The 16,560-nt window shown below is 72.9% G+C and carries 16 protein-coding genes and 3 tRNA genes; 6 read left to right on the forward strand and 13 right to left on the reverse strand.

Annotated features, from left to right (window positions below):
- Positions 1-20 precede the first annotated feature (20 nt).
- The 3 genes from RM555_RS13965 to RM555_RS13975 form a co-directional block, all read right to left on the reverse strand.
- Positions 21-788 carry a Stf0 family sulfotransferase gene (locus tag RM555_RS13965; protein ID WP_311412131.1) on the reverse strand — a complete coding sequence of 256 codons (768 nt, stop codon included), beginning with the start codon at positions 786-788 and terminating at the stop codon, positions 21-23.
- 92 nt (positions 789-880) lie between these two features.
- On the reverse strand, positions 881-1,369 hold the full coding sequence (locus tag RM555_RS13970; protein WP_311412132.1) for a hypothetical protein: 489 nt from the start codon (positions 1,367-1,369) through the stop codon (positions 881-883).
- Positions 1,370-1,505: 136 nt separating this feature from the next.
- Positions 1,506-1,940, reverse strand: coding sequence for a VOC family protein (locus RM555_RS13975; RefSeq protein ID WP_311412133.1), 435 nt, complete (start codon positions 1,938-1,940; stop codon positions 1,506-1,508).
- Between the two features lie 102 nt (positions 1,941-2,042).
- On the opposite strand from RM555_RS13975, the gene RM555_RS13980 reads away from it, so the two are divergent.
- Positions 2,043-2,369, forward strand: coding sequence for a hypothetical protein (locus tag RM555_RS13980; RefSeq protein ID WP_311412134.1), 327 nt, complete (start codon positions 2,043-2,045; stop codon positions 2,367-2,369).
- 116 nt (positions 2,370-2,485) lie between these two features.
- Here RM555_RS13980 and RM555_RS13985 read toward each other — a convergent pair whose 3' ends face one another.
- The 9 genes from RM555_RS13985 to RM555_RS14025 form a co-directional block, all read right to left on the reverse strand.
- Positions 2,486-3,064 carry a DUF4303 domain-containing protein gene (locus tag RM555_RS13985; RefSeq protein ID WP_311412135.1) on the reverse strand — a complete coding sequence of 193 codons (579 nt, stop codon included), beginning with the start codon at positions 3,062-3,064 and terminating at the stop codon, positions 2,486-2,488.
- A 180-nt stretch (positions 3,065-3,244) separates the two neighbouring features.
- A tRNA-Phe gene (locus RM555_RS13990) sits at positions 3,245-3,318 on the reverse strand.
- A 98-nt stretch (positions 3,319-3,416) separates the two neighbouring features.
- A tRNA-Asp gene (locus RM555_RS13995) sits at positions 3,417-3,493 on the reverse strand.
- Between the two features lie 32 nt (positions 3,494-3,525).
- Positions 3,526-3,598 (reverse strand) — tRNA-Glu (locus RM555_RS14000).
- A 153-nt stretch (positions 3,599-3,751) separates the two neighbouring features.
- Complete coding sequence (locus RM555_RS14005; RefSeq protein ID WP_311412136.1) at positions 3,752-4,546, reverse strand: polysaccharide deacetylase family protein; 795 nt, start codon at positions 4,544-4,546, stop codon at positions 3,752-3,754.
- Between the two features lie 76 nt (positions 4,547-4,622).
- On the reverse strand, positions 4,623-5,573 hold the full coding sequence (locus RM555_RS14010; protein ID WP_311412137.1) for a MerR family transcriptional regulator: 951 nt from the start codon (positions 5,571-5,573) through the stop codon (positions 4,623-4,625).
- Entirely contained in the window at positions 5,563-6,183 is a 621-nt protein-coding gene (idi, locus tag RM555_RS14015) for an isopentenyl-diphosphate Delta-isomerase (RefSeq protein WP_311412138.1), read from the reverse strand. The genes RM555_RS14010 and idi overlap by 11 nt, the downstream gene beginning before the upstream one ends.
- 34 nt (positions 6,184-6,217) lie before the next feature.
- Positions 6,218-7,726: a phytoene desaturase family protein gene (gene crtI / locus RM555_RS14020; protein ID WP_311412139.1), complete on the reverse strand. Its 1,509-nt coding sequence runs from the start codon at positions 7,724-7,726 to the stop codon at positions 6,218-6,220.
- Positions 7,726-8,880, reverse strand: a complete 1,155-nt coding sequence (locus tag RM555_RS14025; RefSeq protein ID WP_311412140.1) for a polyprenyl synthetase family protein — start codon at positions 8,878-8,880, stop codon at positions 7,726-7,728. Before RM555_RS14025 ends, crtI begins: the two co-directional genes overlap by 1 nt.
- Positions 8,881-8,945: 65 nt before the next feature.
- Between RM555_RS14025 and RM555_RS14030 the strand changes: the two genes are divergently transcribed.
- Positions 8,946-9,884 (forward strand): phytoene/squalene synthase family protein, encoded by a 939-nt coding sequence (locus tag RM555_RS14030; RefSeq protein ID WP_311412141.1) that lies wholly within the window; start codon positions 8,946-8,948, stop codon positions 9,882-9,884.
- A gap of 147 nt (positions 9,885-10,031) precedes the next feature.
- On the opposite strand, the gene RM555_RS14035 is transcribed toward RM555_RS14030, so the two are convergent.
- The gene (locus RM555_RS14035; RefSeq protein ID WP_311412142.1) at positions 10,032-11,096 is read right to left on the reverse strand and encodes a serine hydrolase domain-containing protein; all 1,065 of its coding nucleotides are present in this window, start codon (positions 11,094-11,096) and stop codon (positions 10,032-10,034) included.
- Between the two features lie 92 nt (positions 11,097-11,188).
- Between RM555_RS14035 and RM555_RS14040 the strand changes: the two genes are divergently transcribed.
- The 4 genes from RM555_RS14040 to RM555_RS14055 all read left to right on the forward strand — a co-directional run bounded on the left by RM555_RS14040 (position 11,189) and on the right by RM555_RS14055 (position 16,548).
- Positions 11,189-12,646: a dihydrolipoyl dehydrogenase family protein gene (locus RM555_RS14040; RefSeq protein ID WP_311412143.1), complete on the forward strand. Its 1,458-nt coding sequence runs from the start codon at positions 11,189-11,191 to the stop codon at positions 12,644-12,646.
- Between the two features lie 112 nt (positions 12,647-12,758).
- On the forward strand, positions 12,759-13,760 hold the full coding sequence (locus tag RM555_RS14045) for a LacI family DNA-binding transcriptional regulator (protein ID WP_311412144.1): 1,002 nt from the start codon (positions 12,759-12,761) through the stop codon (positions 13,758-13,760).
- A gap of 373 nt (positions 13,761-14,133) precedes the next feature.
- Complete coding sequence (locus RM555_RS14050; protein WP_311412145.1) at positions 14,134-15,513, forward strand: ABC transporter substrate-binding protein; 1,380 nt, start codon at positions 14,134-14,136, stop codon at positions 15,511-15,513.
- Between the two features lie 78 nt (positions 15,514-15,591).
- A complete protein-coding gene (locus RM555_RS14055) occupies positions 15,592-16,548 on the forward strand; it encodes a carbohydrate ABC transporter permease (RefSeq protein ID WP_311412146.1) in 957 nt (318 codons plus the stop codon).
- Positions 16,549-16,560: the final 12 nt, after the last annotated feature.

Consider the following 16,560-nt stretch of genomic DNA (forward strand, 5'->3'; position numbering starts at 1 on the left):
GAGCCGCGCCGGCCGACGGATCAGGCGTCGGTCACCGCCGCCCGGTACCGGGCGATCCACTGCCGGTTGAGTTCGTCGGCCTGGCGATGGTGACGCGCGATGACGGCACAGCCGCCCTCGGGCACGTCGAGCCCCAGGAAGTCGAGGACGCCGCGCGTGGTGGCGGCCATGTCCTCGGCCAGGTCCTCGTAGCGCACGACGTGCGGTCGGATCCCCCACGAGGCGAACCACGCCTCCCAGGCCGCGTTGTGCTCCCGGATCTCCTCGATGTAGTGCCTGATCCCGTTCGCATCGAAGCGGGGCGTCCGCCCGTTGCCCACGTCGCCGCTGATCTCCCCACTGCCGCCGACGAACCACGTGCCGGTCTGCTCGGCGCGCAGCCGCGACACCGCCTGTGCCAGTACGTCGTCGCGTCGCAGGAAGACGAAGCCGGTGCGGCCGAACGCCCGGTTCAGCAGCGCGACGTCGTCGCCGTCGAGGTCGGGATGGACCGCCGCGAGCTTCGCGACCACCTCCTCGAGCGTTCCCCACATGAGCTTCGCGCCGAACACTCCGTTGCCGGTCCGGCCCGTGGCGAGCGCGGCCCGTACGAAGTCGGCGTAGTCGAAGCCGCCGTCCGCCCCGCGGGGAAGTTGCCACCGGTCGGCCCACAGCGGCTCGTCCGGGGAGCGGAAGTAGGCCTGGGGGCGACCGGCAAGACCGGTGGACTCCAGCAACCCGAGCAGGAGCGAACTGCCCGTGCGCGGGGTGCCGCAGACGAAGTACGAGTCGACACGGTCCGTAGGCATGACCGCACACAACCGCAGCGCGGGCACCCGTCGCAACCGAATTCGTCGATCCCCTCCGGCCCCAGGTGTCCGGGCCCGGGTGCCCGGGATGATCAGTCGAGGACTCGCAGTGCGACCGTGACCACGACGAAGAGTGCGATGGTGGCGGCGGAGGCGATCCGTGCCTGTCGCGACCGGGTGGACAGGCCCACCACCATTGCCACGCCCAGGCCCAGCAACCAGTGACCGACCTCGGGGTGCCGGTCGGGATCGAAACCGAGGTGGCCGAGGGCGGCACGCCCGTAGCCGACGAGTGCGGCACCGCCGACCCAGACGAGCAGGGTCCAGCCGCACCGGCGGCCGGGGCTCTCGGTCAGCAGCGATCCGTGGCGGGTGATCGTGCCGAGGAGGTAGGTCAGCGTCAGCAGCGTCGCCACGCCGGCGAGCAGCACGGCGTGCACCCCCACGAAGAAGGCGAACAGCAGCCACGGGCCGCCGTCGGTCCTGCGCAGGAACAGGGCGGCCGCCACGCCGACCACGACCATCTGCCCCACCGCCAGGCGTCCTGAGTTCACCACCAGCGGTGCCGACTGCTCGGCCACGCTCCGTCCCCCCGTCGCGCCGGCCCGCCGCAGACGAACCAGGGCGGGTCGGTGAACAGCCTGGCAGAGCCGGGCGGCCTGCCGCTGTCCCGGATCCGTCCGTCGACAGGAGCCGGGGCGGACGGCCGACGCGCCGTCAGGCCGAGGTCGCGGCGACGCAGAACTCGTTGCCCTCCGGATCGGCCATGACGATGTGGTGCCCGGTGAACTCCCCCAGGACGCTCCCGCCCGCCTTCACCAGTCGCTCGGACTCGGCCCTGATCCGCGCCCACCGCTCGTCCGGGGTGCCGTGGCCCGGCACCCGGACATCGATGTGCAGTCGGTTCTTGGCCGTCTTCGGCTCGGGGACCCTGAGGATGGAGAGCGCGGGCCCGACGCCGTCGGGATCGCACAGCCACGCCACGTCGTCCACCGGGTCGTCCTCCGGCAGGTCGAAACTCGCGTGCCATTCCGCACGGGTCCGGTAGGGCGGGGGCGGCGGCTCGTCCACGTAGCCCAGCGCCGTCTTCCAGAACTCGCCGAGGAGTTTCGCGTCCGCGCAGTCGAGGGTCAGGCTGATTCTGGCTGCCATGGCGGGACCGTACTGCGTACCCCCGACAGCCGCGGCCGAGCCGAGGGGACGGGCCCTGCCGGTACGGGCTGGGACCTTGACGTTCCTTGCAGGATGGACCGCATGAGCCTGAGTGATCCGGACCCGGTGTGGATCGCCGTACGCCTCGTGATCGTGGTCCTCAGCCTGGCCATGATCGCTCTCGGCGTGCGTGTCGCCGTGTCGGGACGGTTTCCCTCGGCGTGGGTGCGGGTCGCCCGCCTCACGGCGAGCCAGCGGTCCCAACCCGCCCGCATCGGCGGCAGCCAGGCGCTGCTCGGCGCGTGCCTCCTGGTCCAGCAGGCGCCGTTCCTCGTTCCCATGCCCTTCCTGGCCGGGCGCACCCTGTTCGTGGTGGCACTCCTCCTTGCCGTCACCGGGGCGGGATGGTTCGCCCTGCTCCGGCGCTAGAGCACCAACTCCGTGCCGTGCTGCCGGCAGATCCTGCCCAGGCCGGGCAGGAGGCGGTCACTCCGGTCGCGTAGCGGCGATAGGCGTCGCCAAGAAGGGGTTACGGCAAACGACCGTCAGCCACCGTCCGTCTCGTCGAAGAAGTCGCGGGCGGAAGCGACGAGGTCGGGGTTCGGGTGGCCCTCGTTGAGGAGGTCGATGCTGCGTACCGTGAGATGCGCGTTGCCGTCCGTGTCCGTGACGAACAGCACGGGATGCCAGGCGGCGTTGATCTCGGCGATGCTCGCCCGGACGCGGTGGTCGCCCAGGGCGTCCTCCAGCGTCGCGCGGGCCCGGAGGCACCATTGGCCGTGAGCCTCGTCGTCGTCGCCGAGGGAGTCGTGGGTGTCGAACATGTCCCGGCTGATCTGCACCATCGACTCGACGTCGGGCCCGGCAGCCTTGTGGTCGTCCGTGACAGCCCACTCGTCGGGCCACCAGCGGTAGCCGTCGGCGTACGCGTCGTCGGCCTCGACGAGCGCCTGGAGAGCCTCTTCGGTGTGCGCCAACAGGGTCACCGTGACGACGTCACTGTCCGTGGTGAGCGCCACCGCGTACAGCTCCTCCGATGCGCGTCCCTCCAGCATCGGGCCGATCGTCGCGCAGATGCTCGCGACTATCCGCTCGCGCAGTGCGGGCATGTCGACGGTGGGCACGCGCTCCTCCCCCGGGGCTCGTCCTCGTCCTGGTCACCCGGGACGTCGGCCGCTCCGGAAGACGCAAGGTAGCAGGGACGCCGCCACGTCGAGGGCCGCCGGAGCCGCCCGCCCTGTACGCAGAAGCGCCGACCGGCGTTTCCGCTGGTCGGCGCTTCAGTAGCCCGGCGAAAGGCTATGTGGCCAGGGGCGGGGTCGAACCGCCGACCTTCCGATTTTCAGTCGGACGCTCGTACCAACTGAGCTACCTGGCCGTGTTGCTCGGTTCATGCTACCCGCACGGCGGGTTCTCCGCCGGAAGGGTCACATGCCCCGATACGCAGAACGCCGCGCAGGGCGCGGCGTTCTCCGCTGGCGGTCCTGACGGGACTTGAACCCGCGACCTCCGCCTTGACAGGGCGGCGAGCACTCCAACTGCTCCACAGGACCTAGCTTTGTTGCCTCCGGCCGAAGCCGGACCGTGCCCCCAACGGGATTCGAACCCGTGCTACCGCCTTGAAAGGGCGGCGTCCTGGGCCGCTAGACGATGAGGGCGGCCCCGCCATCATTGCACACTCGCAACTTCAAGCGGACTTGCTCCCATCCGGCCCCGCCGGAGGCTTGGATAGCTTACGTGATGATCGGTCCGTCGACCAAACCGGTATGGCCCTGGCCACAACGCCCCGCAAAACCGCAGGTCAGCGGGCTCTAGCGGAGCCGGGCGATCCCGTAGCGGCGCTTCAGGTCGGCGATCAGGCGTGGGCTGGCGGCCAGCGTGGCGGCCCGATCGCCGCCGCCGTCGTGCAGCAGCACGATCGAGCCGGGGCGGGCCGCGGCGCGTACCCGCTTGGCGATCGTCGCGGCGGTCGGCTTGCCCCAGTCCTGCGGGTCGACGTGCCAGTGCAGCGACCGCATGCCGAGCTGCCCGGCGACCGTCACCACCTCGGCCGTCCACCGGCCGCCCGGCTGCCGGTAGAACGGCACCTTGACGCCCGGCACCGCCGCCCGGATGGCCGCGTTGGTGCGCAGGAGGTCCCGTCGGATCTCGGCGGCCGGACGCCGGGCGAGATCCAGATCGTGGTTCCAGCTGTGGTTGCAGAGCTGGTGGCCCTCCCGCACGATCCGCCGGACCAGGTCGGGATGGCGCCGGGCCTGCCTGCCCACCACGCAGAAGGTGGCGGTGACCTTGGCCGCCCGGAGGCGGTCGAGGACCTTCGGCGTCCAGGTCGGGTCCGGCCCGTCGTCGAAGGTCAACGCCACCGTCCGTGCGCCGGTCGTGCGACGCAGCCCCGCCGGCAGCTTCGGCGGCAGCGGCCGGACCAGACGTCTGGGCGGGGTGCCGCGGGTCGGTTGCGGGGCGGCCGACGGAGTCGGCTCGGCCGGCAGCGGGGCCGAGGCGACGGGGTCGGGGCCGGCGGCCCGCCGATCCGTCGCGGTGCCGTCGCCGCAGCCGCCGAGGAGGATCAGGGCCAGGCCGATGGCCAGCACGGCGCGTAGGCGCATCGTTCGCTCCCGGAGGGGGTCGGGGTCGGCGGACCTCCCGACGCTAGTGGACGGCGTCCCGCCCTCGGCACCCCCGTCAGTCCGCCGTCGCCTGGTCCAGGGAGTCGCGTAGGGCGAGCGCGAGCGAGACCGCCTCGGTGAGGTCGACCGGCCGCACCACCCCGGCGGGCAGCGAGTCCGCCAGCCAGCCCGGCCCTGCGGCGAGCACCAGCAGTGGCCGGCGGGGCGCGGCGAGCAGGGCGTTGAGCTGGGTGGGGTCGGCGGTGGCCCGGGTGTGCGACCAGATCACCACGGCGGCCGGCCCGGTCCGGTTGACGGCCTCGAGCAGCGCGGGCAGCGGCATCCGGGCGCCGAGCATCCGGTAGCCGACCCCGGCCTCGGCGAGCGCGGCGGCGAGCGCCTCCAACGGCAGGGTGTGCTGCTCCTCGTCGGCGCAGGTGAGCACGATGCGCGGTGGGCCGGCGGGCGCGCCGGCCCGGGCGGCCACCGCGAACGCCTCCGATACGCAGCGCGACATCAGGTGCTCGACCTCGACCAGTCCACCGGTGGCGGCGTGCCGCTCCCCGATGCCGAAGAGCACGGGGCGCAGCAAGCCGTCCCAGGTGGCGATCACGCCGTCCGCCTGGACGGCCCGGGCGATCGTCTCGCCGATCGCGACCGCGTCCAGCCGCATGGCGGCGCGGGCCAGCCCCCGGGCCGCCGGCCCGGCCCGGCCGACCGGGATCGTCGAACCGCCGCCGTCCCGGCCGGCGACGGCGCGCACCCGTGGGGGTACGGCGGCGTCGGCGGGCACGGCGTCCGGTGCCCGGCGGGCCCAGCGGGCGGCCTCCGCCGGGGTGACCCCCTGGGCGGTGAGCCGTCGCATGATCTCCAGGCGCGCGAGGTCGGCCGGCGTGTAGCGCCGGTGGTGCCCGGGGACGTGCTCGCTGGGCCCGAGGCCGTAGCGCTGGTGCCAGGTGCGCAGGGTGGTCACGGCGACGCCCAGCCGTCGGGCGACGGCTCCCGCGCTCAGCGCCTCATCGGCCACCCGACCGCTCCGAGGCGTCGTTCGCCGGCGGGCCGGGCGGGCTGCCGGCCGGACCCGGGGGGCCGACGGCCGGCCCCGAGGGGGCCAACAGCCGGTTCACCACCCCGCCCAGCCATGGTGCGTACGCGCGGGGGTCGGCGTCGAGGTCGGCCGTCAGCGAGAGGGGGTCCACCCAGCGCAGCTCGGCCACCTCGTCGGGGTCGGGCAGCAGCGGGTCGCCCGGCCGGAACTCGCCCCGCAGGACGTGGTCGTACTCGAACTCGACCCGACCGGTGACCGGGTCCTCGGCGTAGTAGACGTACACCCCGACCTCGGTCAGCTCGACCGGGCCGGCGCCGAGCTCCTCGCGCAGCCGGCGGTTGGCGGCCTCGACGAGGGACTCGCCCGGCGTCGGGTGGCCGCAGCACGAGTTGGCCCAGCGCAGCGGGAAGCGGGTCTTCACCGGCGCCCGCCGTTGCAGCAGCACCCGGCCGTCGGGGTCGACGAGCAGCACCGAGAAGGCGCGGTGGAGCTGGCCCGGGGGCTGGTGGGCGGCGGCCACGGTGGTCTCGCCCTGCGGCCGCCCGGCGTCGTCGACCAGCTCGACGAGATGCTTCTCGCGGGTGGTCACGGCAGGTGTCTCCAGGGTCCGAGGGGGAGGGCCATCAGGCTGCCCCGGTGATCCGGCCGGCGGCCAGCTTGCCGGAGATGAGCACCATGGGCACGCCGACGCCGGGCTGGGTGCCCGAGCCGACGAAGACGACGTTCGGCAGCGTCCGGTGCAGGTTCGACGGGCGGAACGGGCCGGTCTGGAAGAGGCTGTGGGCGGCGGCGAACGGGGTGCCGGCCGCCATGCCCTGCTCCGCCCACTCGGCCGGGGTCACGGCCCGCAGCACCTCGACGCCGGCCCCGAAGCCGACGTAGCCGCGCTCCTCCAGGGTCCCGACGAGCTGGTCGGCGTAGCGCTCGGTGAGGTCGCCCCGCCAGTCGAAGGGCGCCCGGTCGAGGTTGGGCACCGGGGCGAGCACGTAGTAGGTGTGCCGCCCGGTGGGCGCCACCGACGGGTCGGTCCGGCTCGGGTTGGTGACCAGCAGGGACGGGTCGCTCATCAGCTCGCCCCGCCGGATGACCTCATCGAAGGTGCCCTTCCACGACCGTCCGAAGTGGATGTTGTGGTGGGCGATCTTCCCATACCCCTGGGTCGACCCGACGTGCAGGACCACGCAGGAAGGGGAGTAGGTGAGCCGGCGCGGACGGCTCGGCGGCAGCAGGTCGCGGTAGGCGACCGGCAGGTCGGGATTGAGCACGACCACGTCGGCCGGGATCAGCTCGCCGTCTGCGGTCACCACGCCGGTGGCCCGGCCGTGCGCGGTCTCCACCCGGGCCACCGTGGTGTCGTAGCGGATCTCGACGCCGTGCTTCTCGGCGGCGCCGGCCATGCCGCGGGAGACCGCGTGGATGCCGCCGCGCGGGAAGTAGACGCCGGCCACCGAGTCGAGGTACGCGATGACCGCGTAGATGGCCAGCGCGTCGTGCGGGGCGAGGCCGGCGTACATCGCCTGGAAGGAGAAGATCCGCTGGGTGCGCGGGTCCCGGAAGAACTGGTTGATCTTCGTCTGGAGCCGGCGGAACGCGCCGCCCGCCAGCAGCTTGACAAGGTTGCCGGTGAGCAGGTCGGTGGGCGCGTCCAGGTTGCGCTCGATGAAGTCGGCGCGTTCCCACTGCCAGAGCCTGCGCGCGTAGTCGACGAAGCGCAGGTAGCCGTCGGCCTCGCGCGGGCCGCAGACCCGGGCGATCTCGGCGGCCATCCGCGTGGTGTCGGTGATGACGTCCAGCGTCGACCCGTCCGGGTAGTACGCCCGGTAGGCCGGATCGAGCGGGGTGAGGTCGAGCCAGTCGTCCAGCTCCTCGCCGACCGCGCCGAGCGCCTCGGCGATCAGGTCGGGCATGGTGAGCACGGTGGGTCCGGTGTCGAACTCGTAGCCGTCCACGCCGAGCCGGCCGGCCCGGCCGCCCGGCACCGGCTCGCGCTCCAGCACGGTCACCTGCCGACCGCTGCCCGCCAGGTGCAGCGCGCAGGCCAGCCCGCCCAGCCCGGCGCCGACGACGACCACCCGGTCCGTACGCCCGTCGACGGTGCGCACGCGACCACCTCCTTGTGCGAAGTTGCCCATCATGCCCGCCGGTTGGTGGCGGCGGTGGCGAGGCCGGTGAGCGCGGTGCGCGCGGTCTCGTCGATCGACGCGGTGCCGAGGGCGGTCAGCGCCTCGTCGACCCGGTCGGAGATCATGCGTTCGACCCGGTCGACCGCCCCGGTGTCGGCGACCACCTCGGCGAGGCGGGCGACCTCCGCGTCCCCCGCGTCGGCGCCGAGGCCGTCCAGCGCGTGCCGCTGGGTCGGGGTGGCGAGCTGCCGGGCCAGCATGAGCAGCACGGTCGGCTTGCCGGTGCGCAGGTCGTCGCCGGCCGGCTTGCCGGTGGTCGCCGGGTCGCCGTAGACGCCGAGCAGGTCGTCGCAGAGCTGGAACGCCTCGCCGACGGCCAGCCCGTAGCGGGTGTACGCGGCGGTCAGCGGGGCGTCGCCGCCGACGCCGGCCAGGCAGGCGCCGAAGAGCAGCGGACGCTGCACCGTGTAGCTCGCGGTCTTGTAGCGGGCGACCCGCAGCGCCCGGTCGACGGACCAGTTCGCCGCGTCGCTCTCGCCGAGCACGTCGAGGTACTGCCCGGCGATCGTCTCCACGCGCATCTGGTCGTAGCAGCGCCGCACGTCGAGCAGGCGGGCCGGCGGCAGCGTCGCGTGCGCGAGGAGCCGGTCGGCCCAGACCATGCAGAGGTCGCCGATCAGCACGGCGACCGCCTCGCCGAACCGACGCGGGTCGCCCCGGTGGCCGGCGGCGGCGTGCCGGGTGGCCAGCGCCACGTGCGCGGTGGGCCGGCCACGGCGGGTCGCGGAGGCGTCCATCACGTCGTCCTGGACGAGGGCGAAGGTGTGCAGCAGTTCCAGTGCGGCGAAGGCCGGCAGCACCGTCGGCAGCGGACCCGTGCCGCCCGGCGCGCCGCGCCACCCCCAGTAGGCGAACGTGGGGCGGACGCGCTTGCCGCCGGCCAGCACGCAGTCGCGCGCCGTCGCGGCGAATCCGCCCATCGCCGCGTCGATCTCGCGCAACGCGTCGACCTCGGTGGCCAGGAAGGCGGCGAGGGCGTCCTGCACCGCCGTGACCAGGTCATTCGTGTACGCGGCCAGGACCGCCCGGACCGGGTCGTCCCCGTCGCTCGGGCCGGCGGGGGCCACGCGGAGCGAGTTACCCGCAACTGCGTCGTTGGCCATGTGACCGAGCGTACCCTAGGCTTACGAGTTGCGTCGATTTGTGCGTCGATAAATGAGGAGGGCCGGTGGACACCGATCTCACCGCTGCCTATGACCGCTGCCGTGAGCTGCACAAACGGCACGGCCGCACCTACTATCTCGCCACCCGGCTGCTGCCCGCTTGGAAACGGCGGCATGTGCACGCCTTGTACGGATTCACGCGCTACGCCGACGAGATCGTCGACCGCACCGAGGAACTCCCGCCGGCCGAGCGCGCCGCCCGACTCGACGACTGGGCCGGCCGCTTCGTCGCCGGACTGCACGGCGAACCGGTGGACGACCCGCTGCTCCCCGCCGTGCTGCACACGATCGCCGTCTTCGATCTCGACCGGGACGACTTCGCGTCGTTTCTCAAGAGCATGGCGATGGACCTGACGGTCACCTCGTACCGCACCTACGACCACCTGCTCGACTACATGGAGGGCTCGGCGGCGGTGATCGGCACCATGATGCTGCCGATCCTGGGCAGCTCCGACCCGGCGGCGGCCCGGGAGCCGGCCCGCCAGCTCGGCTTCGCCTTCCAGCTCACCAACTTCATCCGGGACGTGGCCGAGGACCTCGACCGGGGGCGGACCTACCTGCCCGACGACGACCTGGCCCTGTTCGGCGTCACCCGGGAGGACCTGGCCGAGGCGCGCGCCCGGGGCCGCGCCACGTCCCGGATCCGGGAGCTGATCGCGTACGAGGTGACCCGCGCCCAGGCGCACTACGTCGCCGCGGCTCCCGGGATCACCCTGCTCGCACCCGCCTCGCAGGCCTGCATGCGCACCGCGTACGCGCTCTACGGTGGGATCCTGGACGAGGTGGCCGCGCGGGACTACGACGTCTTCGTCGACCGGGCGCTGGTGCCGCAGCGCCGCCGGCTGGCGGTGGCCGCTCGCGCCCTGCTCACCCCCGCCGGTACGCCGGTGGTGATCCCCGGCCCCGCCCGGGTGCCCGGCCCGCTGGCCGTGCCGACCCCGTGACGGCCGCCCGCCGCTGACCGTCAGCCCGTCAGCCGGAGGTCGGCGGCAGTCGCGGCCAGTCGGCGGCGCTCGTCGGATCGGGCCAGGGGTGGTGGTCGGAGATGACGAGCTGGTCGAAGCGTCCGGCGACGGTCGCCGGCCGTGCGGTCAGAGGCAGGAGTGCAGGGCGTCCGCCAGGGCGTCGACCCGGTCGTGGTCGGCCAGGTGCGCCGTGGCGTACGCGAAGGTGTAGCCGCGTCCGGGATCGGCCCAGGCGGAGCTGCCGCCGATCCCGCCCATGCCCCAGCTGCCGTCCTCCTCCCACTGCATGCCCAGCGTCCAGCGGGTCCGCCGGCCGAGCAGCAGGTCGTCGCCGTCGTACTGGACCCGGGTCGCCTCGGCCACCAGTTCCCGGCTGAACAGCCGTACGCCGTCGAGGACGCCGCCGGCGAGCAGCCCCGCGTAGAGGCGGGCCAGGGCGCCGGCGGTCGAGTGCAGGTTGACGGCCGGCACCTCGGCGCCGCGCCAGAGCGGGCTGTTCACCACCGCCAGGTCCCGGCCGCCGGGCGGGTTGTCCAGCGCCCGCGCCCAGAGCGATCCCGGCTCGCCCGCCACCCGGTCCGGCCACCCCGGATCGCCGTGGCGCAGGTCGGCGCAGCGGCGCTGGTCCGCCTCGCCCAGGCCGAAGCCGAGGTCCAGCCGCCACGGGCCGGCGATCTCCTCGGCCAGGAAGCGGCCCACCGACCGCCCGTCGACCCGCCGCACCAGCTCGCCCACCAGGTGCCCGTACGTCCAGGCGTGCTCGCCCGCGACGGACCCGGGCGGCCACTCCGGCTCGGCGGCGGCGAGGTCGGCGCAGAGCAGGTCCCAGTCGGCGACGGCGGCGGCCGGCCGGGGCACCGGGAAAGCCGGCAGCCCGGCGGTGTGCGTCAACACCTGGCGGACGGTGGCCGGGGCGCGGAAGCCGGGCCAGTGGTCGACGACGGGGTCGTCCAGGTCGAGCCGGCCCCGGTCGACCAGCGCCAGCAGGCAGAGTGCGGCGACCGGCTTGGCGACGGAGTAGACGTTCACCAGCGTGTCCGGCAGCCACGGCCGCCCCGGTGACCGCTGGCCGCCGACGATGTCGACCACCGGCTCGCCGTCGTACCAGACCGCCAGGCCGGCCCCGGTCTCCCGGCCCTCGGCGAGCAGTTCGGCGAAGCAGTCGTGGACGGCGGAGAAGCGGGTGCGCATCCGGCCACGGTAGGAGGCCGGGACGCCGGCGGGCAGCGGAATTCCGGCTCGACCCGCTGGCCGGCCGCCGGGCGGTGCGCGATGCTGGCGGGATGGCGGATCCGGAACTGGTGGACGTGGTCGTGGTCGGGCTCGGGGTCGGCGGCGAGGAGGTGGCCGGGCGGCTCGCCGAGGCGGGGCTGAGCGTCGTCGGCGTCGAGCGTGACCTGGTCGGCGGGGAGTGCCCGTACTGGGGGTGCGTGCCGAGCAAGATGATGATCCGGGCGGCCAACGCGATCGCCGAGGCCCGCCGGGTGGACGGGCTCGCGGGCACCGCCGAGGTCCGGCCCGACTGGGCGCCGGTGGCGAAGCGGATCCGCGAGGAGGCCACCGACACCTGGGACGACACGGTCGCGGTGCAGCGCTTCACCGGCAAGGGCGGGCGGTTCGTCCGGGGCACCGCCCGGCTCGACGGCCCCGGCCGGGTCCGGGTCGGCGAGCGGGTCTTCCAGGCCCGGCACGGGATCGTGCTGGGCACCGGCACCAGGCCGTCCGTGCCGCCGGTCGACGGGCTGGCGGACACGCCGTACTGGACCAACCGGCAGGCGATCGAGGTCGAGGAGCTGCCGGAGTCGCTGCTGGTGCTGGGCGGCGGGGCGATCGGGCTGGAACTGGCGCAGGTCTTCGCCCGGTTCGGGGTCCGGGTCACCGTGGTCGAGGCCCTGGACCGGGTGCTCGCCGTCGAGGAGCTCGAGGCGTCCGAGGTGGCCGCCGCCGCGCTGCGCGCCGACGGGGTGGAGATCCACACCGGGGTACGGGCGGAGCGGGTCGGCCACGACGGGCACGGCTTCACCCTGCACACGGCCGGCGGGGCGGAGTTCACCGCCGAGCGGCTGCTCGTGGTGACCGGTCGCCGGGCCCACCTGGACGAGCTGGGCCTGGACACCGTCGGGGTGGACGCCGGCCGGCGCTACCTGGCCGTGGACGACCGGCTGCACGTGACGGAGGGGATCTGGGCGGTCGGCGACGTCACCGGCGAGGGGGCGTTCACGCACGTCGCGATGTACCAGGCGGGGATCGTCGTCGCCGACGTGCTCGACCACGCCCGGCGCGCCGCAGGCGGGGCCGACCCCAGCGGCACCGCGAGCGCGACGGGTGGCGCGTCGGGCACCACCGGCGTGCGCGGCTCCGCCGGCGCGGTGCCGCGCGCCGACTACCGGGCGCTGCCCCGGGTGACCTTCACCGACCCCGAGGTCGGCGCGGTCGGCCTCACCGAGTCGCAGGCCCGCGAGCGGGGCGTCAACGTGCAGGTCGGCCTCGCCCGGTTGCCGTCGTCGGCCCGGGGCTGGATCCACAAGGCCGGCAACGAGGGCTTCGTCAAGCTGGTCGCGGACGCCGACCAGGGCGTGCTGATCGGCGCGACCTCGGTGGGACCGGCCGGCGGCGAGGTGCTCTCCGGTCTGGCGGTGGCGGTGCACGCGGCCGTGCCGCTCGCCCGGCTCCGGCAGATGATCTACGCGTACCCGACCTTCCACCGGACGGTCGAGGACGCGTTGCGGAACATGTCCTGACGACCGGGCCGCATGCCGGATGCCGGATGGCGGGCAGCGCGCGGCAGCGGAAGGCAATCGCCCGGCAGATGGCTGCTCAATTCTTTCATCGGGATGACGTACGATTGCGGCCGTGACGAAGCGGTTGACCGAAGTTGCCAAGAAGGCGGGCGTCAGCGAGGCCACCGTCAGCCGGGTGCTCAACGGCCGGGACGGGGTCTCCGAGGCGACCCGGACGGCGGTGCTGACCGCGCTGGACGTGCTCGGCTACGAGCGGCCCACCAAGCTGCGCGGCGAGCGGGCCCGACTGGTCGGGCTGGTGCTGCCCGAGTTGCAGAACCCGATCTTCCCGGCGCTCGCCGAGGTGGTCACCGGATCCCTCGCCCAGCGCGGGTTCACCCCGGCGCTCTGCGCCCGCACCATCGGTGGCGTCTCCGAGATGGACTACGTGGAGATGCTCCTCGACCACCAGGTCTCCGGGGTGATCTTCGCCGGTGGGTCGTACGCGCTCGCCGACGCCCGGCACGACCACTACCGCCGGCTGACCGACCGGGGCCTGCCGGTGGTGCTGGTCAACGCGGGGGTGGACGAGTTGGGCTTCCCCCGGGTCTCCACGGACGACGCGGTGGCGGTGGAGCAGGCGTACGGGCACCTGCGCTCGCTCGGGCACGACCGGATCGGGATGGTGCTCGGCCCGGAGGGGCACGTGCCGTCCCGGCGCAAGCTGGACGCGATGGCCCAGGCGGCGGGCTGGGGTGACGACAGGGCGTACGTGGAGCGCTCCAGCTTCTCCATGGAGGGAGCGCGGGTCGCCGCGACCAAGCTGGTCGAGCGCGGCGTGACCGGCATCGTCTGCGCCAGCGACGTGCTGGCCCTCGGCGCCATCCGGGCCGCCCGGCGGCTGGGCCGGGTGGTGCCGACCGACGTGTCGGTGGTGGGCTTCGACGACTCCGCGTTCATGACCTGCACCGACCCGCCGTTGACCACCGTGCGGCAGCCGATCGAGACCATGGGGCAGGCCGCCGTGGACCTGCTGGTCACCCAGATCGAGGGCGCCGGCGTGCTGCACGACGAGCTGCTGTTCGAGCCCGAGCTGGTCGTCCGCGGCTCCACCGCGCCCGCCCCCGGTCGCTGACCCGGGTCCGCCCTCCCGCCCTCCCGCCCACCTGAACGACGGAACGGCCGTCGACCGCTGCCCGCGGTCGGCGGCCGTTCCGTTCTGCCTGCCCGCTGGCAGGAACCAATCGGGGTCAAAGCCGCAACTCGGCTGCCTTCCAAGATCTTGTCAAAATCTGTCGTCTCGAAGTCTCGTCTTTTCAGCATGAGATCGATACCTTGCTGGGGCAAGTTCGCTTGGCTACAGTGACCCCACTCACACCTGGCCCCGGCGCAGCTACCCGGGGTCAGGTCACTCGGCAGATGCAGATCAGTGCCGGCGCATCGGCGCGGTGACGACCACCGGGCATCAGCGCAGGTCATGGAGACACCGTTCCCGAAGGGATGGACAGATGTCCGTACCGCAGTACCGGAAGACTGCGGCGTTGGCGCTCGTGGCCGGCCTGGGGCTCAGCCTTGCGGCCTGTTCCACGAAGAGCGACGACGCGACAGGCAGCGCAGGCGGCAAGGTCACCGTCACCGTCGACTGCCAGCCGGTCGGCTCCCAGAAAGAGCTGTTGAAGAACTGGAACGACGACGTCGCCGAATTCCAGCGGCAGAACCCCGACATCGTCATCAAGAGCGTGAGCGTCGGCGAGCAGTGCAACAACCCGCCGGACTTCACCGCCCGCCTGGCCGGTGGCACCGTGACCGACCTGTTCTACGGGTACATGACCGATCTCCAGCAGGTGCTGGACTCCGGCCAGGCGATGGACATCAGCGAGTACGCCGACAAGGACACGATCCCCACCTGGGACAGCGTCGACCCGGCGCTCAAGGAGGCCTTCAGCCACGACGGGAAGCTCTACGCCGTCCCGGCGAAGAACTACTCGATGGGCCTGGTCTACAACAAGGTGCTGTTCCAGCAGGCGGGGCTCGACGTCAACAACCCGCCCAGGACGTGGCCCGAGGTCCGGGCGGCCGCCAAGAAGATCTCCGCGCTCGGCAACGGGATCGCCGGCTACTCGGAGTACAGCGCCGGCAACACCGGCGGCTGGCACTTCACCTCCCTGCTCTACTCGCAGGGCGGCCGGATGCTGACCGAGGACGGCAAGAAGGCCGACTTCAACAACGCCATGGGCAAGCAGGTCCTGCAGAACCTCAAGGACATGCGGTACGGCGACAACAGCATGGGCAGCCGCCAACTGCTCCAGTGGGGTGACCTGCTGACCAACGCCGCCGCCGGCAAGGTGGGCATGTTCATCGGCGCGCCGGACGCCACCCAGGCGATCGTCAGCCAGTTCCAGGGCAAATTCCAGGACTGGGCGATGGCCCCGCTGCCCGGCCAGGACGGCCCGGCGAAGGGCACGCTCGGCGGTGGCGAGGGCTACTTCTTCAAGAAGGGCCTCTCCCCGGAGCAGGTCGAGGCCGGTCTGAAGTGGATCGCCTACCAGAAGCTGACGCCGGGCAAGGGCCAGTTCGACTACGTGCGGGCCAAGCCGCAGAACTACCCGGTCGGCCTGCCCCAGCCGCTGCTCTTCTCGGGCGGCAGTGACGCGCAGAAGCAGGAGCTCGAACTGCGCAAGGCGAACGCGAACGTCGACACCGCCAACTTCGCGCTCTTCGAGGCCACCCCGGTGCAGATCAAGGGCGAACCGCGCAACGCGCAGGCGATCTACGCGGTGCTCGACGCGGCGATGTCCGGGGTGCTGACCAACCCGAACGCGAACATCGACGCGCTGCTCAAGACGGCCGAGGACAAGGTCAACCAGCTCCTCGCCGCACAGAGCTGACCCGACGGTGGGGGCCGGTGCGCCGGCCCCCACCCCGCCCGCACCGCCCGTCCGGTCACCGACTCACCAGGAGTTGCCTTGGCGATCCTCTCCGCCCCGGGGACCACCAGAGACACGGGTCGTCCCGCGTCGCCGTCCCCGGTCGGGCCGCAGCGTACGAGCCTCGGCCGCAAGGTGCGGGACAACCTCACCGGCCACGCGTTCCTGATCGGTGCGGTGCTCTGCTTCGCGGTCTTCTCCTGGTACCCGATGATCCGCGGCATCGTGATGAGCTTCCAGCGCAGCCGGCGCGGCGAGACCACGTGGGTGGGCTGGGACAACTACACGCGCATCCTCGACGACCCGAGCTTCTGGACCGCCTGGAAGAACACCTTCTACTTCACGGTCCTCGCGCTCGTCCTCGGCTACGTGGTGCCGTTCTTCGTGGCGATCCTGCTCAACGAGTTCCGCCACGCCAAGGGCTACCTGCGGATCCTGGTCTACCTGCCGGTGATGCTGCCCCCGGCCTCGGCGCTCTTCCTGTTCAAGTTCTACGCGTACGACCCCAGCGACGCGGGACTCCTCAACGCGCTCCTCAAGGCGCTGCACCTGCCGACGTCGCAGTGGATGCAGTCCCCCGACATGACGATGCCCGCGATGGTGCTGGCATCGACCTGGATGAACATGGGCAGTGCGGTGCTGATCTACCTGGCGGCGTTGCAGAACATCCCCGGCGAGCTCTACGAGGCGGCCGAGCTGGACGGCGCCGGGATCTGGCGGCGGATCCTGCACGTGACCATCCCGCAGACCCGGCTGATCCTCGCGCTCCTGGCGATGCTCCAGATCGTCGCCACCATGCAGCTCTTCATCGAGCCGCTGATCCTCGCCAACGGCGCGGGCGCGGAGGACTCGGCGACCTCGGTCGCGTACCTCATCTACCAGCACGGCTTCTTCCAGAACGACCTGAACGGCGCCGCCGCGCTCGGCGTGATCATGCTCGTGGTGCTGGCCGGGTTCTCCGCCGTCTACGTGCGGCTGACTGCGAAACAGGACTAGGACGGACGCGGA

The sequence above is a fragment of the Micromonospora reichwaldensis genome, from assembly GCF_031845925.1.
Classification (GTDB): Bacteria; Actinomycetota; Actinomycetes; order Mycobacteriales; family Micromonosporaceae; genus Micromonospora; species Micromonospora reichwaldensis.